The 17,516-nt window shown below is 58.8% G+C and carries 17 protein-coding genes; 11 read left to right on the top strand and 6 right to left on the bottom strand.

Translation table 11 applies throughout. From position 1 onward, the window contains the following. The first annotated feature begins 8 nt into the window (after window positions 1-8). Genes ABLV30_RS05255 through ABLV30_RS05275 form a run of 5 tightly spaced genes read left to right on the top strand, consistent with a single transcriptional unit; the run spans window position 9 to window position 5,471 of the window. Window positions 9-779: an alpha/beta hydrolase gene (locus ABLV30_RS05255; protein WP_032751226.1), complete on the top strand. Its 771-nt coding sequence runs from the start codon at window positions 9-11 to the stop codon at window positions 777-779. Then, the gene (locus tag ABLV30_RS05260) at window positions 763-1,557 is read left to right on the top strand and encodes an SDR family oxidoreductase (RefSeq protein WP_143440092.1); all 795 of its coding nucleotides are present in this window, start codon (window positions 763-765) and stop codon (window positions 1,555-1,557) included. Before ABLV30_RS05255 ends, ABLV30_RS05260 begins: the two co-directional genes overlap by 17 nt. Window positions 1,558-1,566: 9 nt before the next feature. Further along, on the top strand, window positions 1,567-2,331 hold the full coding sequence (locus ABLV30_RS05265; RefSeq protein WP_143440094.1) for an aspartate dehydrogenase: 765 nt from the start codon (window positions 1,567-1,569) through the stop codon (window positions 2,329-2,331). A gap of 15 nt (window positions 2,332-2,346) precedes the next feature. Continuing rightward, entirely contained in the window at window positions 2,347-3,816 is a 1,470-nt protein-coding gene (locus ABLV30_RS05270; RefSeq protein WP_265802034.1) for an aldehyde dehydrogenase, read from the top strand. A 14-nt stretch (window positions 3,817-3,830) separates the two neighbouring features. Then, entirely contained in the window at window positions 3,831-5,471 is a 1,641-nt protein-coding gene (locus tag ABLV30_RS05275) for a thiamine pyrophosphate-binding protein (protein WP_181251426.1), read from the top strand. A 132-nt stretch (window positions 5,472-5,603) separates the two neighbouring features. On the opposite strand, the gene ABLV30_RS05280 is transcribed toward ABLV30_RS05275, so the two are convergent. Further along, a complete protein-coding gene (locus ABLV30_RS05280) occupies window positions 5,604-6,362 on the bottom strand; it encodes a M48 family metallopeptidase (RefSeq protein WP_265802031.1) in 759 nt (252 codons plus the stop codon). Window positions 6,363-6,641: 279 nt separating this feature from the next. Between ABLV30_RS05280 and tkt the strand changes: the two genes are divergently transcribed. Then, window positions 6,642-8,633, top strand: coding sequence for a transketolase (tkt, locus tag ABLV30_RS05285; protein WP_057174316.1), 1,992 nt, complete (start codon window positions 6,642-6,644; stop codon window positions 8,631-8,633). Window positions 8,634-8,762: 129 nt separating this feature from the next. Here tkt and ABLV30_RS05290 read toward each other — a convergent pair whose 3' ends face one another. The 5 genes from ABLV30_RS05290 to ABLV30_RS05310 are packed head-to-tail and all read right to left on the bottom strand — an operon-like array spanning window position 8,763 to window position 11,812. Then, window positions 8,763-9,419, bottom strand: a complete 657-nt coding sequence (locus tag ABLV30_RS05290) for an ATP-binding cassette domain-containing protein (RefSeq protein ID WP_046878338.1) — start codon at window positions 9,417-9,419, stop codon at window positions 8,763-8,765. Continuing rightward, the gene (locus tag ABLV30_RS05295) at window positions 9,413-10,090 is read right to left on the bottom strand and encodes an energy-coupling factor ABC transporter ATP-binding protein (RefSeq protein ID WP_025105947.1); all 678 of its coding nucleotides are present in this window, start codon (window positions 10,088-10,090) and stop codon (window positions 9,413-9,415) included. The genes ABLV30_RS05290 and ABLV30_RS05295 overlap by 7 nt, the downstream gene beginning before the upstream one ends. Continuing rightward, window positions 10,078-10,785 carry an energy-coupling factor transporter transmembrane component T gene (locus tag ABLV30_RS05300; protein WP_038423621.1) on the bottom strand — a complete coding sequence of 236 codons (708 nt, stop codon included), beginning with the start codon at window positions 10,783-10,785 and terminating at the stop codon, window positions 10,078-10,080. Before ABLV30_RS05300 ends, ABLV30_RS05295 begins: the two co-directional genes overlap by 13 nt. Then, complete coding sequence (locus ABLV30_RS05305) at window positions 10,785-11,363, bottom strand: ECF transporter S component (RefSeq protein ID WP_348865566.1); 579 nt, start codon at window positions 11,361-11,363, stop codon at window positions 10,785-10,787. Before ABLV30_RS05305 ends, ABLV30_RS05300 begins: the two co-directional genes overlap by 1 nt. Before the next feature lie 23 nt (window positions 11,364-11,386). Further along, window positions 11,387-11,812, bottom strand: a complete 426-nt coding sequence (locus ABLV30_RS05310; RefSeq protein ID WP_049101981.1) for a PPC domain-containing DNA-binding protein — start codon at window positions 11,810-11,812, stop codon at window positions 11,387-11,389. Between the two features lie 376 nt (window positions 11,813-12,188). Here ABLV30_RS05310 and epd point away from each other — a divergent pair, with 376 nt between their 5' ends. The 5 genes from epd (at window position 12,189) to argO (ending at window position 17,431) form a co-directional block, all read left to right on the top strand. Beyond that, entirely contained in the window at window positions 12,189-13,208 is a 1,020-nt protein-coding gene (epd, locus tag ABLV30_RS05315) for an erythrose-4-phosphate dehydrogenase (RefSeq protein WP_014226819.1), read from the top strand. Window positions 13,209-13,259: 51 nt separating this feature from the next. Further along, window positions 13,260-14,423 (top strand): phosphoglycerate kinase, encoded by a 1,164-nt coding sequence (gene pgk / locus ABLV30_RS05320; protein WP_265802027.1) that lies wholly within the window; start codon window positions 13,260-13,262, stop codon window positions 14,421-14,423. A 97-nt stretch (window positions 14,424-14,520) separates the two neighbouring features. Continuing rightward, window positions 14,521-15,600 carry a class II fructose-bisphosphate aldolase gene (gene fbaA, locus ABLV30_RS05325; RefSeq protein ID WP_009654956.1) on the top strand — a complete coding sequence of 360 codons (1,080 nt, stop codon included), beginning with the start codon at window positions 14,521-14,523 and terminating at the stop codon, window positions 15,598-15,600. Between the two features lie 188 nt (window positions 15,601-15,788). Next, window positions 15,789-16,646, top strand: coding sequence for a small-conductance mechanosensitive channel MscS (locus tag ABLV30_RS05330; protein WP_014839522.1), 858 nt, complete (start codon window positions 15,789-15,791; stop codon window positions 16,644-16,646). 149 nt (window positions 16,647-16,795) lie between these two features. Beyond that, the gene (gene argO, locus ABLV30_RS05335) at window positions 16,796-17,431 is read left to right on the top strand and encodes an arginine exporter ArgO (RefSeq protein ID WP_014226816.1); all 636 of its coding nucleotides are present in this window, start codon (window positions 16,796-16,798) and stop codon (window positions 17,429-17,431) included. The last annotated feature ends 85 nt before the right edge of the window (window positions 17,432-17,516 follow it).

Genomic DNA, 17,516 nt, shown 5'->3' on the forward strand with positions numbered 1-17,516 from the left:
GAGCGATGATGACGGGTTTTCGTGAACAAGGAAGCGGTACGCCGCTGACGCTGCTGCACGGCATCAGTTCCGGCGCGGCCTCCTGGCATAAACAGATGGCGCTTCCCGGCTACCGCGTGCTGGCCTGGGATATGCCCGGTTATGGCGAAAGCCCGATGCTTACGACGGCGCGGGCGGATGCCGGCGACTACGCTGATGCGCTGGCGCGGATGCTCGACCGGGCCGGGGTGCAGAAAACCGTACTGGTCGGCCATTCGCTGGGCGCGCTGGTCGCCGCCGCTTTTGCCGCCAGGTATCCGCAGCGCGTGCGGTATCTGGTGCTGGCCGACGTCGCTCAGGGCTACGGCCAGGCGGCAGCCGCGCAGCGGGAAAAAGTCTGGCAAGGGCGTCAGCAGCAGATGGCGCTGGGCGGTGAGGCGATGGCCCTGGGACGGGCGGCGAAGCTGCTGCGCGCCGGCGCGCGCGAAGCCGATGTGGCGACGGTTGCGGCAGGCATGCGCAGATTGCGCAGTGAAGGCTATCTCGCCGCCGCCTGGATGCTGGCGCACGACGACATCCACCGCTGGCTTGCCGATTATCGCGGCCGCTTCGCCGTGTGGTGCGGCGAGCAGGATGCTATCACCCAGCCCGAGCTGGTGCAGGGGGTGGCGCTACGCTACGGCATGCCGTACACCGCTATCCCGCAGGCCGGGCACGCCAGCTATCTCGATAACGCGACGTTTTTTAATCAACAGCTTTTACGCATAGGGGAAGAGGTGCGCGATGAATGCACAAATTGAAGGACGCGTCGCGGTGGTCACCGGCGGCTCGTCAGGAATTGGTTTCGAAACGCTGCGCCTGCTGCTGGGCGAAGGGGCGAAAGTCGCCTTTTGCGGCCGCAACCCGGACCGGCTGGCCAGCGCCCACGCGGCGCTGCTAAACGAATATCCCGCCGGGGACGTGTTTTCCTGGCGCTGCGACGTCCTGAATGAACAAGAGGTCCAGGCCTTTGCAATTGCAGTAGAAGCCCATTTTGGCGGCGCCGACATGTTGATAAACAACGCCGGCCAGGGCTATGTCGCCCATTTCGCCGATACGCCGCGCGAGGCCTGGCTGCACGAAGCCGAACTGAAACTGTTCGGGGTGATTAATCCGGTCAGGGCGTTCCAGCCGCAGCTTGAGCGGTCGGATATCGCCTCAATTACCTGCGTGAACTCGCTGCTGGCGCTGCAGCCGGAAGAGCACATGATCGCCACCTCCGCCGCCCGCGCCGCGCTGCTAAATATGACGCTAACCCTGTCGAAGGATCTGATCGGCAAAGGGATTCGCGTCAATTCCATTCTGCTGGGCATGGTCGAATCCGGGCAGTGGCAGCGCCGTTTTGCAAACCGCAGCGATAAGAGCCAGAGCTGGCCAGAGTGGACCGCCGACATCGCCCGCAAGCGCGGGATCCCGATGGCGCGGCTCGGAAAACCGCAGGAGCCGGCGCAGGCGCTGCTGTTTCTCGCTTCTCCGCTGGCTTCGTTTACCACCGGCGCGGCGCTGGATGTGTCCGGCGGCTTTTGCCGTCACCTGTAAGGAAAGATGATGAAAAAGGTGATGTTAATCGGCTACGGCGCGATGGCGCAGGCGGTCATTGAACGGCTGCCGTCGCAGGTGGCGTTAGGCTGGATCGTAGCTCGCGAGCCGCACCATGCGGCGATCCGCCAGCAGTTTGCCGGGGCGGTTGCGCCGTTGAGCGATCCGCTGCAGTGCGACCAGACGCCGGATCTGGTGCTTGAATGCGCCAGTCAGCAGGCGGTGGCGCAGTACGGTGAGGCGGTGCTGGCCCGCGGCTGGCATCTGGCGGTGATCTCCACCGGCGCGCTGGCGGATAGCCAACTGGAACAGCGCCTACGCCAGGCGGGCGGCAGGCTAACGCTGCTGGCGGGCGCGATAGCCGGTATTGATGGCCTGGCGGCGGCGAAAGAGGGCGGCCTTGAGCGCGTGACCTATCAGTCGCGTAAAAGCCCGGCCAGCTGGCGCGGCAGCTATGCCGAGCAGCTGATCGATCTTAGCGCGGTACATGAAACGCGGATTTTCTTTGAGGGCAGCGCCCGCGAAGCGGCGCGGCTGTTTCCGGCGAACGCCAACGTGGCGGCAACCGTGGCGCTGGGCGGCATTGGTCTTGATGCCACCCGGGTGCAGCTGATGGTGGATCCGACGACGCAACGCAATACCCATACGCTGCACGCCGAAGGGCTATTCGGCGAGTTTCACCTTGAACTGAGCGGTCTGCCGCTTGCCAGCAATCCTAAAACGTCGACCCTGGCGGCACTGAGCGCGGTACGCGCCTGCTGCGAACTGACATAACGCAGAGAGGCTGAGATGGACGAGTTAGACATTTTTATCGGCGGCCAGTGGCGGCGCGGCGGCGGCAACCTGATGCAAAGCCGCTTTCCGGCGGATGGATCGCTTAACGCTTCGCTATATGCGGCCAGCCTGGACGATCTGCAGGAGGCGATCGACTGCGCCGATCGCGCATGGCGGGAGCCGACGTGGCGGGCCACGCTGCCGCATCAGCGGGCAAAGATCCTGCATAAGGTCGCCGATCTGATTGAAGCGCAGAGCGACGCGTTAACCCGCAAGCAGAGCCGCGACAACGGGAAACCGCTGGCGGAAGCGCGGGGTCTGGTGATGAGCGCGGCGGGCACCGCGCGCTATTTTGCCGCCGCCTGCGAACTGCTGGAGGGCGAGCTGCCGACGCCGCGTCAGACGGATCTGCTGACCCTGAGCCGCTATGAACCGCTGGGCGTGGTGGCGGCGATTACGCCGTGGAACTCGCCCATCGCCAGCGAAATGCAAAAAGTTGCGCCGGCCATCGCCGCGGGGAACGCGGTGATCCTCAAGCCGGCGGAAGCGACGCCGCTGATGGCGCTGGAGCTGGCGCGCATCTTTGAGCAGGCCGGGCTGCCCGCCGGGCTGCTGAGCGTGCTGCCGGGCAAAGGTTCGGTGATTGGCGATGCGCTGGCTCGTCATCCTAAGGTGCGCAAAATTTCCTTTACCGGCGGCACCGCTACCGGGCGGCATCTGGCGCACGTGGCGGCGGAAAAACTGATCCCGGCGTCGCTGGAGCTGGGCGGCAAATCGCCGACCATCGTGCTGGAAGATGCCGATATTGAACAGGCGGCGCGGGGTATCTGCTACGGCATATTCAGCTCCGGCGGCCAGGCCTGCATCGCCGGATCGCGTCTGTTCATTCATGAGAAAGTCTATCCGCAATTAATGGCCCGGCTGCTGGAATTAACCCGCGGACTGCGGGTGGGCCATCCGTTTAGCGCCGACACCCACGTCGGACCGCTGATTAACGATAAGCATCGCCAGAGCGTGCTGGCGTATGTCGAACTGGCGAAGCGCGAAGGCGGTAGCGTGCTGTGCGGCGGCGAGATCCCGGCGGATCCGGCGCTGGCGGCGGGCAGCTACTTCCTGCCGACGATCGTCGAGGGACTGAACAACCAGGCTCGCGTCTGTCAGGAAGAGATCTTCGGGCCGGTGCTGGTGGCGCTGCGCTTTAGCGATGAAGCGGCGCTGATCCGCGAGGCCAATGACTCCGTCTTCGGGCTGGCGGCGGGGATCTGGACGCGCGATACCGGCCGCGCTCTGCGCCTGAGCGAACAGCTGGAGGCCGGTACGGTGTGGATCAACACCTATAAGGTTTTCTCTATTTCCACCCCGTTTGGGGGCTTTAAAGAGAGCGGCCTGGGCCGCGAAAAAGGCATCCAGGGTCTGAAAGCCTGGATGCAGCAGAAGAGTATTTATCTGGCGACGGGTAATAGCGTCAACCACTGGTGCGACTGAGAGAAGGGTGAGCAATGAGCGAAATGATAACCGTCGGCGACGCCATCGCCAGAACGCTGGAGCAGTATCATGTTGAAGCCATATATGGCGTCATCTCTATTCACAATCTGCCGATCGCCGATGCCGTCGGCCAGCGGGAAAAAATCCGCTTCGTCCCGGCGCGCGGGGAGGCGGGATCGGTGACCATGGCTGACGCCCATGGGCGTTTTTCCGGGCTCGGCGTGGCGTTGACCAGCACCGGGGCCGGGGCGGGCAACGCCGTCGGCGCGCTGGTTGAAGCGATGAACGCCGGCACGCCGCTGCTGCACCTCACCGGCCAGGTTGAAAAAGCCTGGCTGGATGCCGATACCGGGTTTATTCACGAAACTCGCGATCAGCTGACCTTCCTGAAGGCCAGCTCAAAGCGCGCTTATCGCATCAGTAGCGCCAATCAGGCGGTCGCTCTCCTGCATAAAGCGATTCAGGAGGCGCAGACGCCGCCTTGTGGCCCGGTCTCGGTTGAAATTCCGATTGATATTCAGAGCGCCAAAATACCGCTTTCGCTGCTGACCGCGCCGTTGAGACGCGCTTCGGCTGTGGCGCCGGAATCGTCGATGGTTGATACGCTGTGGGCGCAGCTTAAGCAGGCGAAGCGGCCGCTGCTGTGGCTCGGCGGCGGCGCATTAGAGAGCAGCGAGGCGGTGAAGACGCTGGCGGATGCCGGGATGACGGTGATTTCCAGCACCCACGGCCGCGGCATTCTGCCGGATGGCCACCGTGCCAGCCTGCGCGCATTTCACAATTCGCCGTCGGTTGAAGCGTTGATTTCACACTGTGATTTCACACTTGTCGCCGGTTCTCGGTTGCGCAGCAACGAGACGCGTTCGTGGACGCTGGAGCTGCCCGCGCCGCGGGTGCAGATTGATATCGACCCGGCGGCGGCCAGCCGTAACTACTTGATGGACAATACGCTGGTGGCGGACTGCCGCGCGTTATTAGGCGCGCTGGCGGAACGAGCGCAGGGGCGCATATGGGGCGACGCGCGCTGGGATAGCCAGATAAAAGAAGCGGTGGCGATCGCGGAGCAGGGGCTGCGCGAGCAGTGCGGCGATTACGCCAGATTAAGCGACGCTATCGCGCAGGCGCTGCCGGAGAGCGGCATCCTGGTCCGCGATATTACCGTATCCGGTAGCCTGTGGGGCAGCCGCCTGTTTCGCGCCCACGGTCCGCTGATGAATATTCACTCGCTGGCCGGGGCTATCGGTATGGGGCTGCCGATGGCGATCGGTACCGCTATTGCCAATCCGCAGCGTAAGGTGGTGGGGCTGGTCGGCGACGGCGGCCTGAGCCTGAATCTCGGTGAACTGGCGACGCTGGCTCAGGAAAAGGCTAACGTGACGCTGCTGATTATGAACGATGGCGGCTACGGCGTGATGCGCGGTATCCAGGATAAGTATTTTGGCGGCCGCCAGTATTATAACGAACTGCATACGCCAGACTTTACGCTGCTGGCACAGGCCATCGGTCTGCAGGCGTGGAGCGTCGATCGGGCGGAGGATTTCCAGGCGGTGATGACCGAAGCGCTGGCGATGCCGGGGCCGTCGGTAGTGGAGGTGAAAATGGGTGAAATTGGCGCGCTGCGCTTTGCCGGCCCGCCGCAGAAGACGCTGTACTAATCTGCCGGCGAGCCCGCATGCCGCCTCCGGGGAAAACGCCCGGCTAGAGGGCCCATACCCTCTCCTTACCGGGAGAGGGGGGACTCCGCAAGGCGTTCCTCTTCACTATAAACAGTGAGAGTCCGCCGGGGCTTACTTAATCCCGTCGGCCTTCATGCGATCGCGGATATGCTGAGCGCGTGCTTCCGATGCCGGGTGGTCATCAAACATGGAGCTTTGGCGTCCGGCTTCCAGCTGCGCCAGTTTCTCGAAGCTGGTGGCAAGTCCTGCCGGATTAATGCCGCGCTTGCGCAGCAGATCGTACGAGTAGTCGTCCGCTTCCGATTCCTGACGCTGGGAGAACTGCGAGTTCACCAGCTTCTCGCCCAGATAGCCCAGCTGCGACTGCGACAGGCTGCCGACGATGCCGCCCGCGGAGGCCGCCGCCGCGCGTACCGCGTTGGTGCCCAGCGCTACCTGCATCCCTTTCTTCACGTGGCCCAGCGCGACGTGACCCATTTCGTGGCCGATAACCGCTTCGACTTCATTATCATTCATCAAATCCATCAGTCCGCTGTAAACGCGGATGCAGCCGTTAGCCATGGCGAAGGCGTTAACGTCTTTAGTTTGATACACCTTGTAGTTCACCGGCTGGCCGTTGATGTTGTCCCCCAGCGCGGCGGCGATTTTACTCAGGCGTTTGCTGTATTCACTGCTGGCAGGCGCGATAGTCGCTTTCGCATCCATCTCCTGACAGGCTTTGTCGCTTAAGGTTTTCACCTGCTCGTCGCTAAGCGAATAAGCCTGGAAAGCCTCTGCGCCGGAGCTAAGCAGGCCGTTGGAATCCATGTTCTGGCATCCGGTAAGCGTGGCTGCGATCCCAAGGGCAAGAAGAGCTGAGCGAATTTTCATTTTTTTATCTTCCACAATCTTATGGTTATTTATCCGAAAAAACGGCGATGGCTGCCTGCCGTATCCTGTGCAAATTATAAATACTATATGAGAATGCGGGCGAGAGGATTACGCCGTAGCACAACGTGTTCCAGAGATTTCTTAAACGGCAAAAGGATGCTCCATGTACATGCTTTGCCGCTTAGGTTACATTGTTCACACTTTTTTCCGGCGTAGCCCAAAACGCGCTGTCGTCAAGTCGTTGCGGGCATGGCCTTCATTATCCGATCTGGAGTCAAAATGTCCTCACGTAAAGAGCTTGCTAACGCTATTCGTGCGCTGAGCATGGACGCAGTACAGAAAGCCAAATCCGGTCACCCGGGTGCCCCGATGGGTATGGCTGACATTGCCGAAGTCCTGTGGCGTGATTTCCTGAATCATAACCCGCAGAACCCGTCCTGGGCCGACCGCGACCGTTTTGTCCTGTCCAACGGCCACGGTTCCATGCTGATTTACAGCCTGCTGCACCTCACCGGTTATGATCTGCCGATTGAAGAGCTGAAGAACTTCCGTCAGTTGCACTCTAAAACCCCGGGTCACCCGGAAGTCGGCTACACCGCGGGCGTGGAAACCACCACCGGTCCGCTGGGGCAGGGTATTGCGAATGCGGTTGGTATGGCCATCGCGGAGAAAACTCTGGCGGCGCAGTTCAACCGCCCGGGCCACGACATTGTTGACCACTTCACCTACGCGTTTATGGGCGACGGCTGCATGATGGAAGGTATCTCTCACGAGGTATGCTCCCTGGCCGGTACCCTGAAACTGGGCAAGCTGGTGGCGTTCTATGACGACAACGGCATCTCTATCGACGGTCACGTGGAAGGCTGGTTCACCGATGACACCGCGAAGCGTTTTGAAGCCTACGGCTGGCACGTGGTGCGCGGCGTTGACGGTCACGATGCTGACTCGATTAAACGCGCGGTAGAAGAAGCGCGTGCGGTCACCGACAAACCGTCCCTGCTGATGTGCAAAACCATCATCGGTTTCGGTTCGCCGAACAAAGCCGGTACCCACGACTCCCACGGCGCGCCGCTGGGCGACGCGGAAATCGCGCTGACCCGCGAAGCGCTCGGCTGGAAACACCCGGCGTTTGAAATCCCGTCTGAAATCTATGCCCAGTGGGATGCCAAAGAAGCCGGCCAGGCGAAAGAGTCCGCGTGGAACGAGAAATTCGCCGCCTACGCCAAAGCCTTCCCGCAGGAAGCTGCCGAGTTTACCCGCCGTATGAAAGGCGACATGCCGGCTGATTTCGACGCGAAAGCGAACGAATTCATCGCGAAGCTGCAGGCTAACCCGGCGAAAATCGCCAGCCGTAAAGCGTCCCAGAACGCCATTGAAGCCTTCGGCCCGCTGCTGCCTGAGTTCCTCGGCGGCTCCGCTGACCTGGCGCCAAGTAACCTGACCCTGTGGTCCGGCTCTAAGGCCATCAACGAAGACACTGCCGGTAACTATATCCACTACGGCGTACGTGAATTCGGTATGACCGCGATTGCCAACGGCATCGCCCTGCACGGTGGTTTCCTGCCGTACACCTCCACCTTCCTGATGTTCGTCGAGTACGCGCGTAACGCGGTACGTATGGCGGCGCTGATGAAGCAGCGTCAGGTGATGGTCTACACCCACGACTCCATCGGTCTGGGCGAAGACGGCCCGACGCACCAGCCGGTTGAGCAGGTGGCTTCCCTGCGCGTCACCCCGAATATGTCAACATGGCGTCCTTGCGACCAGGTGGAATCCGCCATTGCGTGGAAATACGGCGTAGAGCGTCAGGACGGCCCGACCGCGCTGATCCTTTCCCGTCAGAACCTGGCGCAGCAGGAGCGTACCGAAGAGCAGCTGGCGAACGTCGCCCGCGGCGGCTACGTGCTGAAAGACTGCGCGGGACAGCCGGAGCTGATCTTCATCGCCACCGGTTCTGAAGTGGAGCTGGCGGTTGGCGCTTACGAAAAACTGACTGCCGAAGGCGTGAAGGCGCGCGTGGTTTCCATGCCGTCCACCGACGCGTTCGACAAGCAGGATGCCGCTTACCGTGAAGCCGTGCTGCCGAAAGCCGTCTCTGCGCGCGTGGCCATCGAAGCGGGTATCGCCGACTACTGGTTCAAATACGTGGGCCTGAACGGCGCGATCGTTGGCATGACCACCTTCGGTGAGTCTGCGCCGGCGGAGCAGCTGTTTGAAGAGTTTGGCTTCACCGTGGACAACGTGGTCGCGAAAGCGAAAGCGCTGCTGTAGTTCTTTTACCGCCTCCGGGCTACGGGCCAGCGCGGTCGGGTAGCCCGGGAAGGTGCGCAGCACCGCCTCCGGGTAAAAACTCTGGCTGCCGCCGTAAAAAACGGGTCGCTCTGGCGGCCCGTTTCTTTTTCAGACCATCCTCAGCACCCTGCCTTTTTCCAGAAGCACCCGGCGGGAAAAGTGCCGCCGTGTAAACGCCTCATCGTGGCTGATGGCCACTACGCTGGTCCCTCTTTTGCGGCAAACCGCCAGCCACGCTTCAAATATTGCCAGCCAGTGCTGGTCAAAATCGCGGCTGGGTTCGTCAAGCAGCAGTATTTCTGGCGCCATGGCTTCCAGAGAGGCGACGGCGACCATCCTGCGTTGGGCGGTATGTAAATCCAGCGGATGCGCGTCGGCTACGCTCTCCAGCCGGCATAATTTCAGCGCCGCCGCGGTGCGTTGCGCAACCTCCGCAGGAGGCAATTTTTGTAGCCGCAGCCCAAAGGCGACCTCTTCCGCGACTTTGCTGTGGAAGAGCTGGTTTTCGGCCTCCTGAAACAGCACGCCGATGATATTGGCGCGTTGACGGTTTTTGTATTGCGCAATCGGCTTATCCAGCAAATTGACGCTACCGGACGTGGCGGGTAGCAGTCCGGCCATCACCCGCAGCAGGGTGGATTTCCCCGCGCCGTTATCGCCGGTGAGCGCCAGCCATTCCCCCTGGCCGAGCGCCAGCGAGATATTTTGCAAACAGTCAGCCGTCGCGCCGGGCCAGCGCCAGGTCACCTGATTCAACGTTAGCATAGCGGGGAAAGCGCTCCATCGTGCAGTCGCCATCCCTGCTGACACCAGGCAAGAAAAGGCGAAGGGGGGCGTTCAAAAAGGATAATCAACGAACGCTGCGCCAGCGCCCAGTGCCCCAGGCGCTCCAGAAGCATAGCGCTTGCCTGCGCCGTCAGGCGGCTAAAGGCTTCGTCAAGGATCAGTAGCGTTGGCCGCATAGCCAGCGCGCAGGCGATCGCCACGCGCTGGGTTTCTCCCCCGGATAGGGTGGAGGGGTGGCGATGTCGTAACGCCTGGCACGCCGTCAGCGTCAGCGCTTCGTCAATACGGCGCATAATCTCCTCTTCGCTGAGGCAGAGATTTTCAGGGCCAAAAGCGACCTCTTCTTCGACGCTGAAGGTACAGCCGGAAAGCTGGAGATAGGGTGATTGCTGGACCAGCTGGATGGTCTGCGCCCGTTCGACCAGCGATTGCTGCCCGATGGGGATACCAAGCAGGGTGCCTTTACCTTCGATATCGCCGGGCAGAAAATCCGGATACCAGCCCGCCATAATCTGCGCCAGAGTGCTTTTCCCGCTGCCGCTATCGCCAAAAATCGCCACAATGCCGGGCTGCGAATAATGAAAATCAAAGCATGCCGCAGATCGCGCCGCCTGGGTCGGGTGATAGCGGAATTGTTCTAACGTAACCATAGCCAGGCTCCAGCTTCAGCGACCATCGCCAGCAGCATGCCGTAACGCGCCAGACGTTGTAAGGCGCTGTCTTTCGGCGCCCAAAGCGTGGTGCGCCGACGATGTAAACGAAATGCCCGCATATCCAGCGCCGCTCCGCGTATCGCCAGATCGTTAAGCGCGTTGTGGGTCAGAGGGATAATGAGCGCAGGCATAGCGCGCAGCCGCTGATAGCCGTTCTCGTCCAGCGGTACGCCGCGGGCGCGTTGGGCCTCGTGGATAATCGTCAGCTGGCGCTTTAGCTGTTCGACAACCAGCAGCGGGCCAGCGAACAGATAAGCGACGCCCGGCGGCAGGCGTGAAGCAAACAGGGCGCGAATAAAGCGTTGTACCGGTACGTACTCCATCCACAGCTGTGACGTTGAAACAATCGCCAGAATTCTCAGCCACAGCGTGATGGCGCTGGCCCAGCGCTGCGGGTCGCGAGGGTGGCCGCTCAGCCACTGGGTAAACCAGCCGCCGTGGACCAGCCACAGGCCAATGCCCAGCGAGAAGAGGAGCCAGGCGACGTATTTTGCCCGTCGCCGCGTCGCCCTGAACAGCAGCAAGCTGAGAAACGCCGCTGCGCTATAAATCGGCAGCGCCGTCTCTGCGGGCAGCAGCAGCGTAGTCGCCGCCGCCAGCGCCCAGAGGGTTAATGACGTAAAAGGGTGCATTAGCGTACGGCAGACATCGCAGGAAACTGACGCAGCGTGCGCAGCGGCAGCTGGCGCAGCAGGATCCAGACGATAATCGCGGTAAGGATTTTATCCACCAGATTAGCGCCTAAGACGGTAATCGCCACCGATTCCAGCAGATTCTGACCTGCCGAATGGATCCAGGCGACAAACAGATCCGCGCCGCTGCCCGTCACGCCGCCGAACAGCGCCGTACGCAGCGGTACGGCGACCGCGGTCACGGCGAGGGTAATGACAACGCCGCTAATGACCACCTTCGGTAAGGTGCGGAACCATCCCGCGCGCGCCAGCCATCCGGCGACCAGACCAATCACCATCGCCAACGGCGCAAAGGCGGCGGCAATCGGATCGGTCAGCAGCCCCCACAGGAGGTTGGTCAGTAACCCGGTCAACATGCCAATGACCGGGCCGAGTAAAACCGCGCTGATTAAGGTGCCGATCGAATCGAGAAAGATGGGAAGCTTTAACAGACTGATGAGCTGTCCGCCGATCATATTGATGGCGACGGCGATCGCAATCAGCACCAGGGACTGGCTGGTAAATTGGCGACGAACCATAGAAACCTCTTTAAGGGGAAAAGTTATCGGGATGAAATGACCAGTTCGTCATAGCCGGAAACCGCGCACGGCTGACGGCTAAACGCCAGGGAGGTCAGTTCGCCTATCACCAGCTCAAGGGTGGTGCGGACGGCACAGCCGGGCATCATATGGCCACCGAGCATGGCGCCTTGCGGATCGGATATCGCTAAATGGAGATGTTCACCTTGCCATTCCAGCGTGCCGTTCAGGGAGATAACCTCATAGGTTCCGGTCAAAAAAGTGGTCTCATCCTGGCCGGCAAAACGTAATGCCGCATGGCTTAAGCTGCCGGTACAGCCGGCTATCCAGGCAGCCTGAATCTGTTGCTCTTGTATGAAGGCGCGCAGGCGTGAAAAAACCTCATCGCCCGGAAGTAAGCGAAGCGCATAGTAACGAGCCGCAGAGGGCTGCAAGTGGGGGATTGTCATTTTTTCGAGGGACTCCGAGACTCGGACGTAACGGTCATCATATCGCCGCTATACGGTATAGTTTCTGATATAAATCAGTGTTTGCCGCCCGGCAACGAAAAGATTTTGCTACGCTTATTCGTCATTGTGGAATAGGGAATAAATTCCGCGGCAGAGAGGGTAAAAGTGTGATGTAAGTCAGATAAATGGTTTCTCCGGCTGGACAATCATTCCTTTTATTCCTTGTTTGGCTTATTCTAGCTGAAGCGTTTCAGTCGTCTAAATGTTCGACAATTAATCAATCAGTCGCAGTTTGCGACAGGTAAGGTTTCCCTTAGAGCGTTACTGCATTACTCTGTCAGCCACCTCATATCATGGATAGCCTTGCAGGAGACCTATGACCATACGCATTGCGATTAATGGCTTCGGTCGCATCGGGCGTAACGTGGTTCGTGCTTTGTATGAATCCGGGCGTCGTGCGGAAATTACCGTGGTGGCAATCAATGAACTGGCGGATGCTGCCGGCATCGCGCATTTATTGAAATATGACACCAGCCATGGGCGCTTTGCCTGGGATGTACGTCAGGAGAGAGAGCAGCTGTTTGTTGGCGACGATGCCATTCGTCTTCTGCATGAATCTTCCCTTGAGGCGTTGCCCTGGCGGGAACTGGCGGTTGATGTGGTTCTTGACTGTACCGGCGTTTACGGCAGCCGCGAGCATGGCGAAGCCCATCTTCAGGCCGGCGCCAGAAAAGTGCTTTTTTCACACCCTGGCGGCAACGACCTCGACGCGACGATCGTTTTTGGCGTAAACCATGCTGAGCTCAGAACCGAGCACCGTATCGTCTCCAACGCCTCCTGCACCACCAACTGCATTATTCCGGTCATTAAGCTGTTAGATGATGCCTACGGCATAGAGTCAGGAACGGTAACCACGATCCACTCATCAATGAACGATCAGCAGGTCATTGATTCCTGGCATCCGGATTTACGCAGGACGCGAGCGGCCAGCCAATCAATCATCCCGGTTGATACTAAGCTTGCTGCGGGGATCACGCGTTTTTTCCCTCAGTTTAACGATCGCTTTGAAGCGATTGCGGTTCGTGTACCGACGATTAATGTGACGGCGATCGACCTTAGCGTAACGGTGAAAAAACCGGTAAAAGCAAGTGAAGTCAACCAGTTGCTGCAAAAAGCAGCACTGGGTGCATTTCATGGTATAGTTGACTATACGGAATTGCCGTTAGTCTCGATAGATTTCAACCACGATCCCCATAGCGCCATTGTCGATGGCACACAAACGCGGGTAAGTGGCGCGCATTTGATCAAAACGCTGGTCTGGTGCGATAACGAATGGGGCTTTGCTAACCGGATGCTCGACACCACGTTAGCGATGGCCGCACAAGGTTTCAGGTAAGGCGCTCAGGCGCCTGCAAAACTTTATCAAGAATCAACGAGAGGATTCACCATGTCTGTAATTAAGATGACCGATCTGGATCTGGCTGGTAAACGCGTTTTTATCCGTGCGGATCTGAACGTACCAGTTAAAGAAGGGAAAGTAACCAGCGACGCGCGTATCCGTGCTTCTCTGCCGACCATCGAACTGGCCCTGAAACAGGGTGCGAAAGTGATGGTCACTTCCCACCTGGGTCGTCCTACCGAAGGCGAGTACAACGAAGAATTCTCTCTGCTGCCGGTTGTTAACTATCTGAAAGACAAACTGTCTAACCCGGTACGTCTGGTTAAAGATTACCTGGACGGCGTTGAAGTCGCTGCCGGTGAGCTGGTGGTTCTGGAAAACGTTCGCTTTAACAAAGGCGAGAAGAAAGACGACGAAGCGCTGTCGAAAAAATACGCTGCGCTGTGCGATGTATTCGTCATGGACGCGTTCGGTACCGCTCACCGCGCGCAGGCTTCTACTCACGGTATCGGCAAATTCGCTGACGTCGCTTGCGCAGGCCCGCTGCTGGCCGCTGAGCTGGACGCCCTGGGTAAAGCGCTGAAAGAACCGGCTCGTCCGATGGTCGCTATCGTGGGTGGTTCTAAAGTTTCTACCAAACTGACCGTTCTGGACTCCCTGTCTAAAATCGCTGACCAGCTGATCGTCGGCGGCGGCATCGCCAACACCTTCGTTGCCGCTCAGGGCCACAACGTCGGTAAGTCCCTGTACGAAGCCGATCTGGTTGACGAAGCGAAACGCCTGCTGACAACCTGCGATATCCCGGTTCCGACTGACGTTCGCGTGGCAACCGAGTTCTCTGAAACCGCAACCGCTACCCTGAAATCTGTTAACGACATCAAAGATGAAGAGCAGATTCTGGACCTGGGCGATGCTTCCGCAGAGAAACTGGCTGAAATCCTGAAAAACGCGAAAACCATCCTGTGGAACGGCCCGGTCGGCGTGTTCGAATTCCCGAACTTCCGCAAAGGTACTGAAATCGTGGCTAACTCCATCGCAGACAGCGAAGCGTTCTCCATCGCAGGCGGCGGCGACACCCTGGCAGCAATCGACCTGTTCGGTATTGCTGACAAAATCTCCTACATCTCCACCGGCGGCGGCGCATTCCTCGAATTCGTGGAAGGTAAAGTTCTGCCGGCAGTAGCCATGCTCGAAGAGCGCGCTAAGCAGTAATTCAGTTCAGGCGGGGAGACCCGCCTGTTTTTCAGCGCGCGTAAAAGCTCGCGAACCTTCTTCAACGGTCGAAGATACAGATACAGGACTACGTAACATGTCTAAAATTTTTGATTTCGTAAAACCGGGCGTCATCACTGGCGACGACGTTCAGAAAGTGTTCCAGGTAGCTAAAGAAAACAACTTTGCTCTGCCAGCGGTAAACTGCGTGGGTACTGATTCCATCAACGCTGTTCTGGAAGCAGCTGCAAAAGTTCGTTCTCCGGTTATCGTTCAGTTCTCTAACGGCGGCGCTGCGTTCATCGCGGGCAAAGGCGTGAAAACTGACGTTCCTCAGGGCGCAGCCATCCTGGGCGCTATCTCTGGCGCGCATCACGTGCATCAGATGGCTGAGCACTACGGTGTTCCGGTTATCCTGCACACTGACCACTGCGCTAAGAAACTGCTGCCGTGGATCGACGGTCTGCTCGACGCGGGTGAAAAACACTTCGCCGCAACTGGCAAACCGCTGTTCTCTTCTCACATGATCGACCTGTCTGAAGAGTCCCTGCACGAAAACATCGAGATCTGTTCTAAGTACCTGGCGCGTATGGCCAAAATGGACATGACTCTGGAAATCGAACTGGGCTGCACCGGCGGCGAAGAAGACGGCGTGGACAACAGCCACATGGACGCTTCTGCTCTGTACACCCAGCCGGAAGACGTTGATTACGCGTACACCGAGCTGAGCAAAATCAGCCCGCGTTTCACCATCGCCGCTTCCTTCGGTAACGTACACGGCGTTTACAAGCCGGGCAACGTGGTACTGACCCCGACTATCCTGCGCGACTCTCAGGAATACGTTTCTAAGAAACACAACCTGCCGCACAACAGCCTGAACTTCGTATTCCACGGTGGTTCCGGTTCTTCCGCTCAGGAAATCAAAGACTCCGTAAGCTACGGCGTGATCAAAATGAACATCGATACCGATACCCAATGGGCAACCTGGGACGGTATCCTGCAGTACTACAAAACTAACGAAGCTTACCTGCAGGGCCAGCTGGGCAACCCGAAAGGCGAAGACCAGCCGAACAAGAAATACTACGATCCGCGCGTATGGCTGCGCGCTGCACAGACGTCCATGGTGACCCGTCTGGAGCAGGCATTTAAAGAGCTGAACGCGATCGACGTTCTGTAAGAAAGGTTTGTTGCTTACCCGGAAGCCCGCAGAAATGCGGGCTTTTTTATTATCTGAACAACATGAAATGTTGCTAAATAAATGTGATCAATTTGGCAAAACGCACTCTTATTGTTTACCCTTAACCTGTTTGTAATTATCAGGTTTGGTTATTTTTTCCCCGTCCGGGTATCCATAAGGAAAGTTGAATGGAAGATTTGAACGTTGTCGATAGCATAAATAACGCCGGTTCATGGCTGGTGCGCAATCAGGCGTTACTGCTGAGCTATGCCGTCAACATTGTCGCGGCTATCGCGATTATTATTGTCGGTTTGATCGTGGCGCGGATTGTTTCCAACACCGTCAATCGCCTGATGCGGGCGCGGCATATTGATGCCACCGTTGCCGATTTTCTCTCTGCGCTGGTACGCTACGCCGTTATTGCTTTTACCCTGATCGCCGCTCTCGGCCGCGTGGGCGTGCAAACCGCCTCGGTGATCGCGGTGCTCGGCGCCGCGGGCTTAGCCGTCGGTCTGGCGCTGCAGGGCTCGCTGTCTAACCTTGCCGCTGGCGTCCTTCTGGTGGTCTTTCGCCCGTTCCGAGCCGGTGAATACGTTGACCTTGGCGGTATCGCGGGAACCGTGCTGAACGTGCAGATTTTCTCCACGACCCTGCGCAGCGCGGATGGCAAAATCGTGGTGGTGCCGAACGGTAAAATCATTGCCGGGAATATCATCAACTTCTCCCGCGAGCCGGTGCGCCGCAACGAGTTTATCATCGGCGTGGCCTACGACGCTGATATCGATAAAGTGAAGCAGCTGCTCACCAATATCATCGAATCGGATGAACGTATCCTCAAAGATCGTGAAATGACCGTGCGTCTCAATGAACTGGGCGCTTCTTCGGTGAACTACGTGGTGCGCGTATGGAGTAAGAGCAGCGATCTGCAAAGCGTATACTGGGACGTTCTGGAGCGTATTAAGCGCGACTTTGACGCCAACGGCATCGGCTTTCCGTATCCGCAGATGGACGTTCACGTCATTCGTCCGCAGGAAAAAGCAGAGTAATTCTCCTCTTTTATACAGGCCGGTTCGTCCGGCCTTTTTTCTGCGCCTTATTAGTGGTTCTTATTAACAATTAAAATTTTCAATTTCCTCTAATGATTTCCGCGCGCTATATTCCCCGGCATTGACTCTTTCAGTGGAAATCACTTGCGATGTTATCGTATTACTTTCAGGGCCTTGCCCTGGGAGCGGCCATGATTTTGCCGCTCGGTCCGCAAAACGCCTTTGTGATGAATCAGGGCATTCGTCGTCAGTACCACCTGATGATTGCTCTGCTGTGCGCCATCAGCGATCTGCTGCTGATCTGCGCCGGGATTTTTGGCGGCAGCGCGCTGCTGATGCAGTCACCGTGGCTACTGGCGCTGGTGACCTGGGGCGGCGTCGCTTTTTTATTGTGGTACGGCTTTGGCGCGCTGAAAACGGCCTTGAGCAGCAATCTGGCGCTGGCCAGCGCGGAAGTGATGAAGCAGGGACGCTGGAAAATTATCGTCACCATGCTGGCTGTCACCTGGCTGAATCCGCACGTGTATCTGGATACGTTTGTGGTTCTCGGCAGCCTTGGCGGGCAGTTGGCGATGGAGCCGAAGCGCTGGTTTGCCTTAGGTACCATCAGCGCCTCATTCTTATGGTTCTTTGGGCTGGCCCTGCTGGCCGCCTGGCTCGCCCCGCGCCTGCGTACGGCAAAGGCGCAGCGCGTTATCAACGTGCTGGTCGGTCTGGTGATGTGGGTCATTGCCTTCCAGCTGGCGAAGGACGGCTTCGCTCATGTGCAGGCGCTGCTTAACTAAGCCTTGTCCGATGGACTTTCTCCGCGTACGCGCTAAGCTTGCAGGCATGCGTCTGCGTATAGACGACCAATGTAAGATGGAGAAA

Source organism: Klebsiella sp. CN_Kp113 (genome assembly GCF_040064585.1).
GTDB classification, from domain to species: domain Bacteria; phylum Pseudomonadota; class Gammaproteobacteria; order Enterobacterales; family Enterobacteriaceae; genus Klebsiella; species Klebsiella michiganensis.

Bases quoted from the DNA above. Each gene is read 5' to 3' on its own strand.
- fbaA (WP_009654956.1), top strand. From the start codon at position 14,521: ATGTCTAAAATTTTTGATTTCGTAAAACCGGGCGTCATCACTGGCGAC.
- ABLV30_RS05330 (WP_014839522.1), top strand. From the start codon at position 15,789: ATGGAAGATTTGAACGTTGTCGATAGCATAAATAACGCCGGTTCATGG.
- ABLV30_RS05270 (WP_265802034.1), top strand. From the start codon at position 2,347: ATGGACGAGTTAGACATTTTTATCGGCGGCCAGTGGCGGCGCGGCGGC.
- ABLV30_RS05265 (WP_143440094.1), top strand. From the start codon at position 1,567: ATGAAAAAGGTGATGTTAATCGGCTACGGCGCGATGGCGCAGGCGGTC.
- ABLV30_RS05280 (WP_265802031.1), bottom strand. From the start codon at position 6,362: ATGAAAATTCGCTCAGCTCTTCTTGCCCTTGGGATCGCAGCCACGCTT.
- ABLV30_RS05255 (WP_032751226.1), top strand. From the start codon at position 9: ATGACGGGTTTTCGTGAACAAGGAAGCGGTACGCCGCTGACGCTGCTG.
- ABLV30_RS05300 (WP_038423621.1), bottom strand. From the start codon at position 10,785: ATGCACCCTTTTACGTCATTAACCCTCTGGGCGCTGGCGGCGGCGACT.
- ABLV30_RS05295 (WP_025105947.1), bottom strand. From the start codon at position 10,090: ATGGTTACGTTAGAACAATTCCGCTATCACCCGACCCAGGCGGCGCGA.
- ABLV30_RS05290 (WP_046878338.1), bottom strand. From the start codon at position 9,419: ATGCTAACGTTGAATCAGGTGACCTGGCGCTGGCCCGGCGCGACGGCT.
- ABLV30_RS05260 (WP_143440092.1), top strand. From the start codon at position 763: ATGAATGCACAAATTGAAGGACGCGTCGCGGTGGTCACCGGCGGCTCG.
- ABLV30_RS05305 (WP_348865566.1), bottom strand. From the start codon at position 11,363: ATGGTTCGTCGCCAATTTACCAGCCAGTCCCTGGTGCTGATTGCGATC.
- tkt (WP_057174316.1), top strand. From the start codon at position 6,642: ATGTCCTCACGTAAAGAGCTTGCTAACGCTATTCGTGCGCTGAGCATG.
- argO (WP_014226816.1), top strand. From the start codon at position 16,796: ATGTTATCGTATTACTTTCAGGGCCTTGCCCTGGGAGCGGCCATGATT.
- pgk (WP_265802027.1), top strand. From the start codon at position 13,260: ATGTCTGTAATTAAGATGACCGATCTGGATCTGGCTGGTAAACGCGTT.
- ABLV30_RS05275 (WP_181251426.1), top strand. From the start codon at position 3,831: ATGAGCGAAATGATAACCGTCGGCGACGCCATCGCCAGAACGCTGGAG.
- epd (WP_014226819.1), top strand. From the start codon at position 12,189: ATGACCATACGCATTGCGATTAATGGCTTCGGTCGCATCGGGCGTAAC.
- ABLV30_RS05310 (WP_049101981.1), bottom strand. From the start codon at position 11,812: ATGACAATCCCCCACTTGCAGCCCTCTGCGGCTCGTTACTATGCGCTT.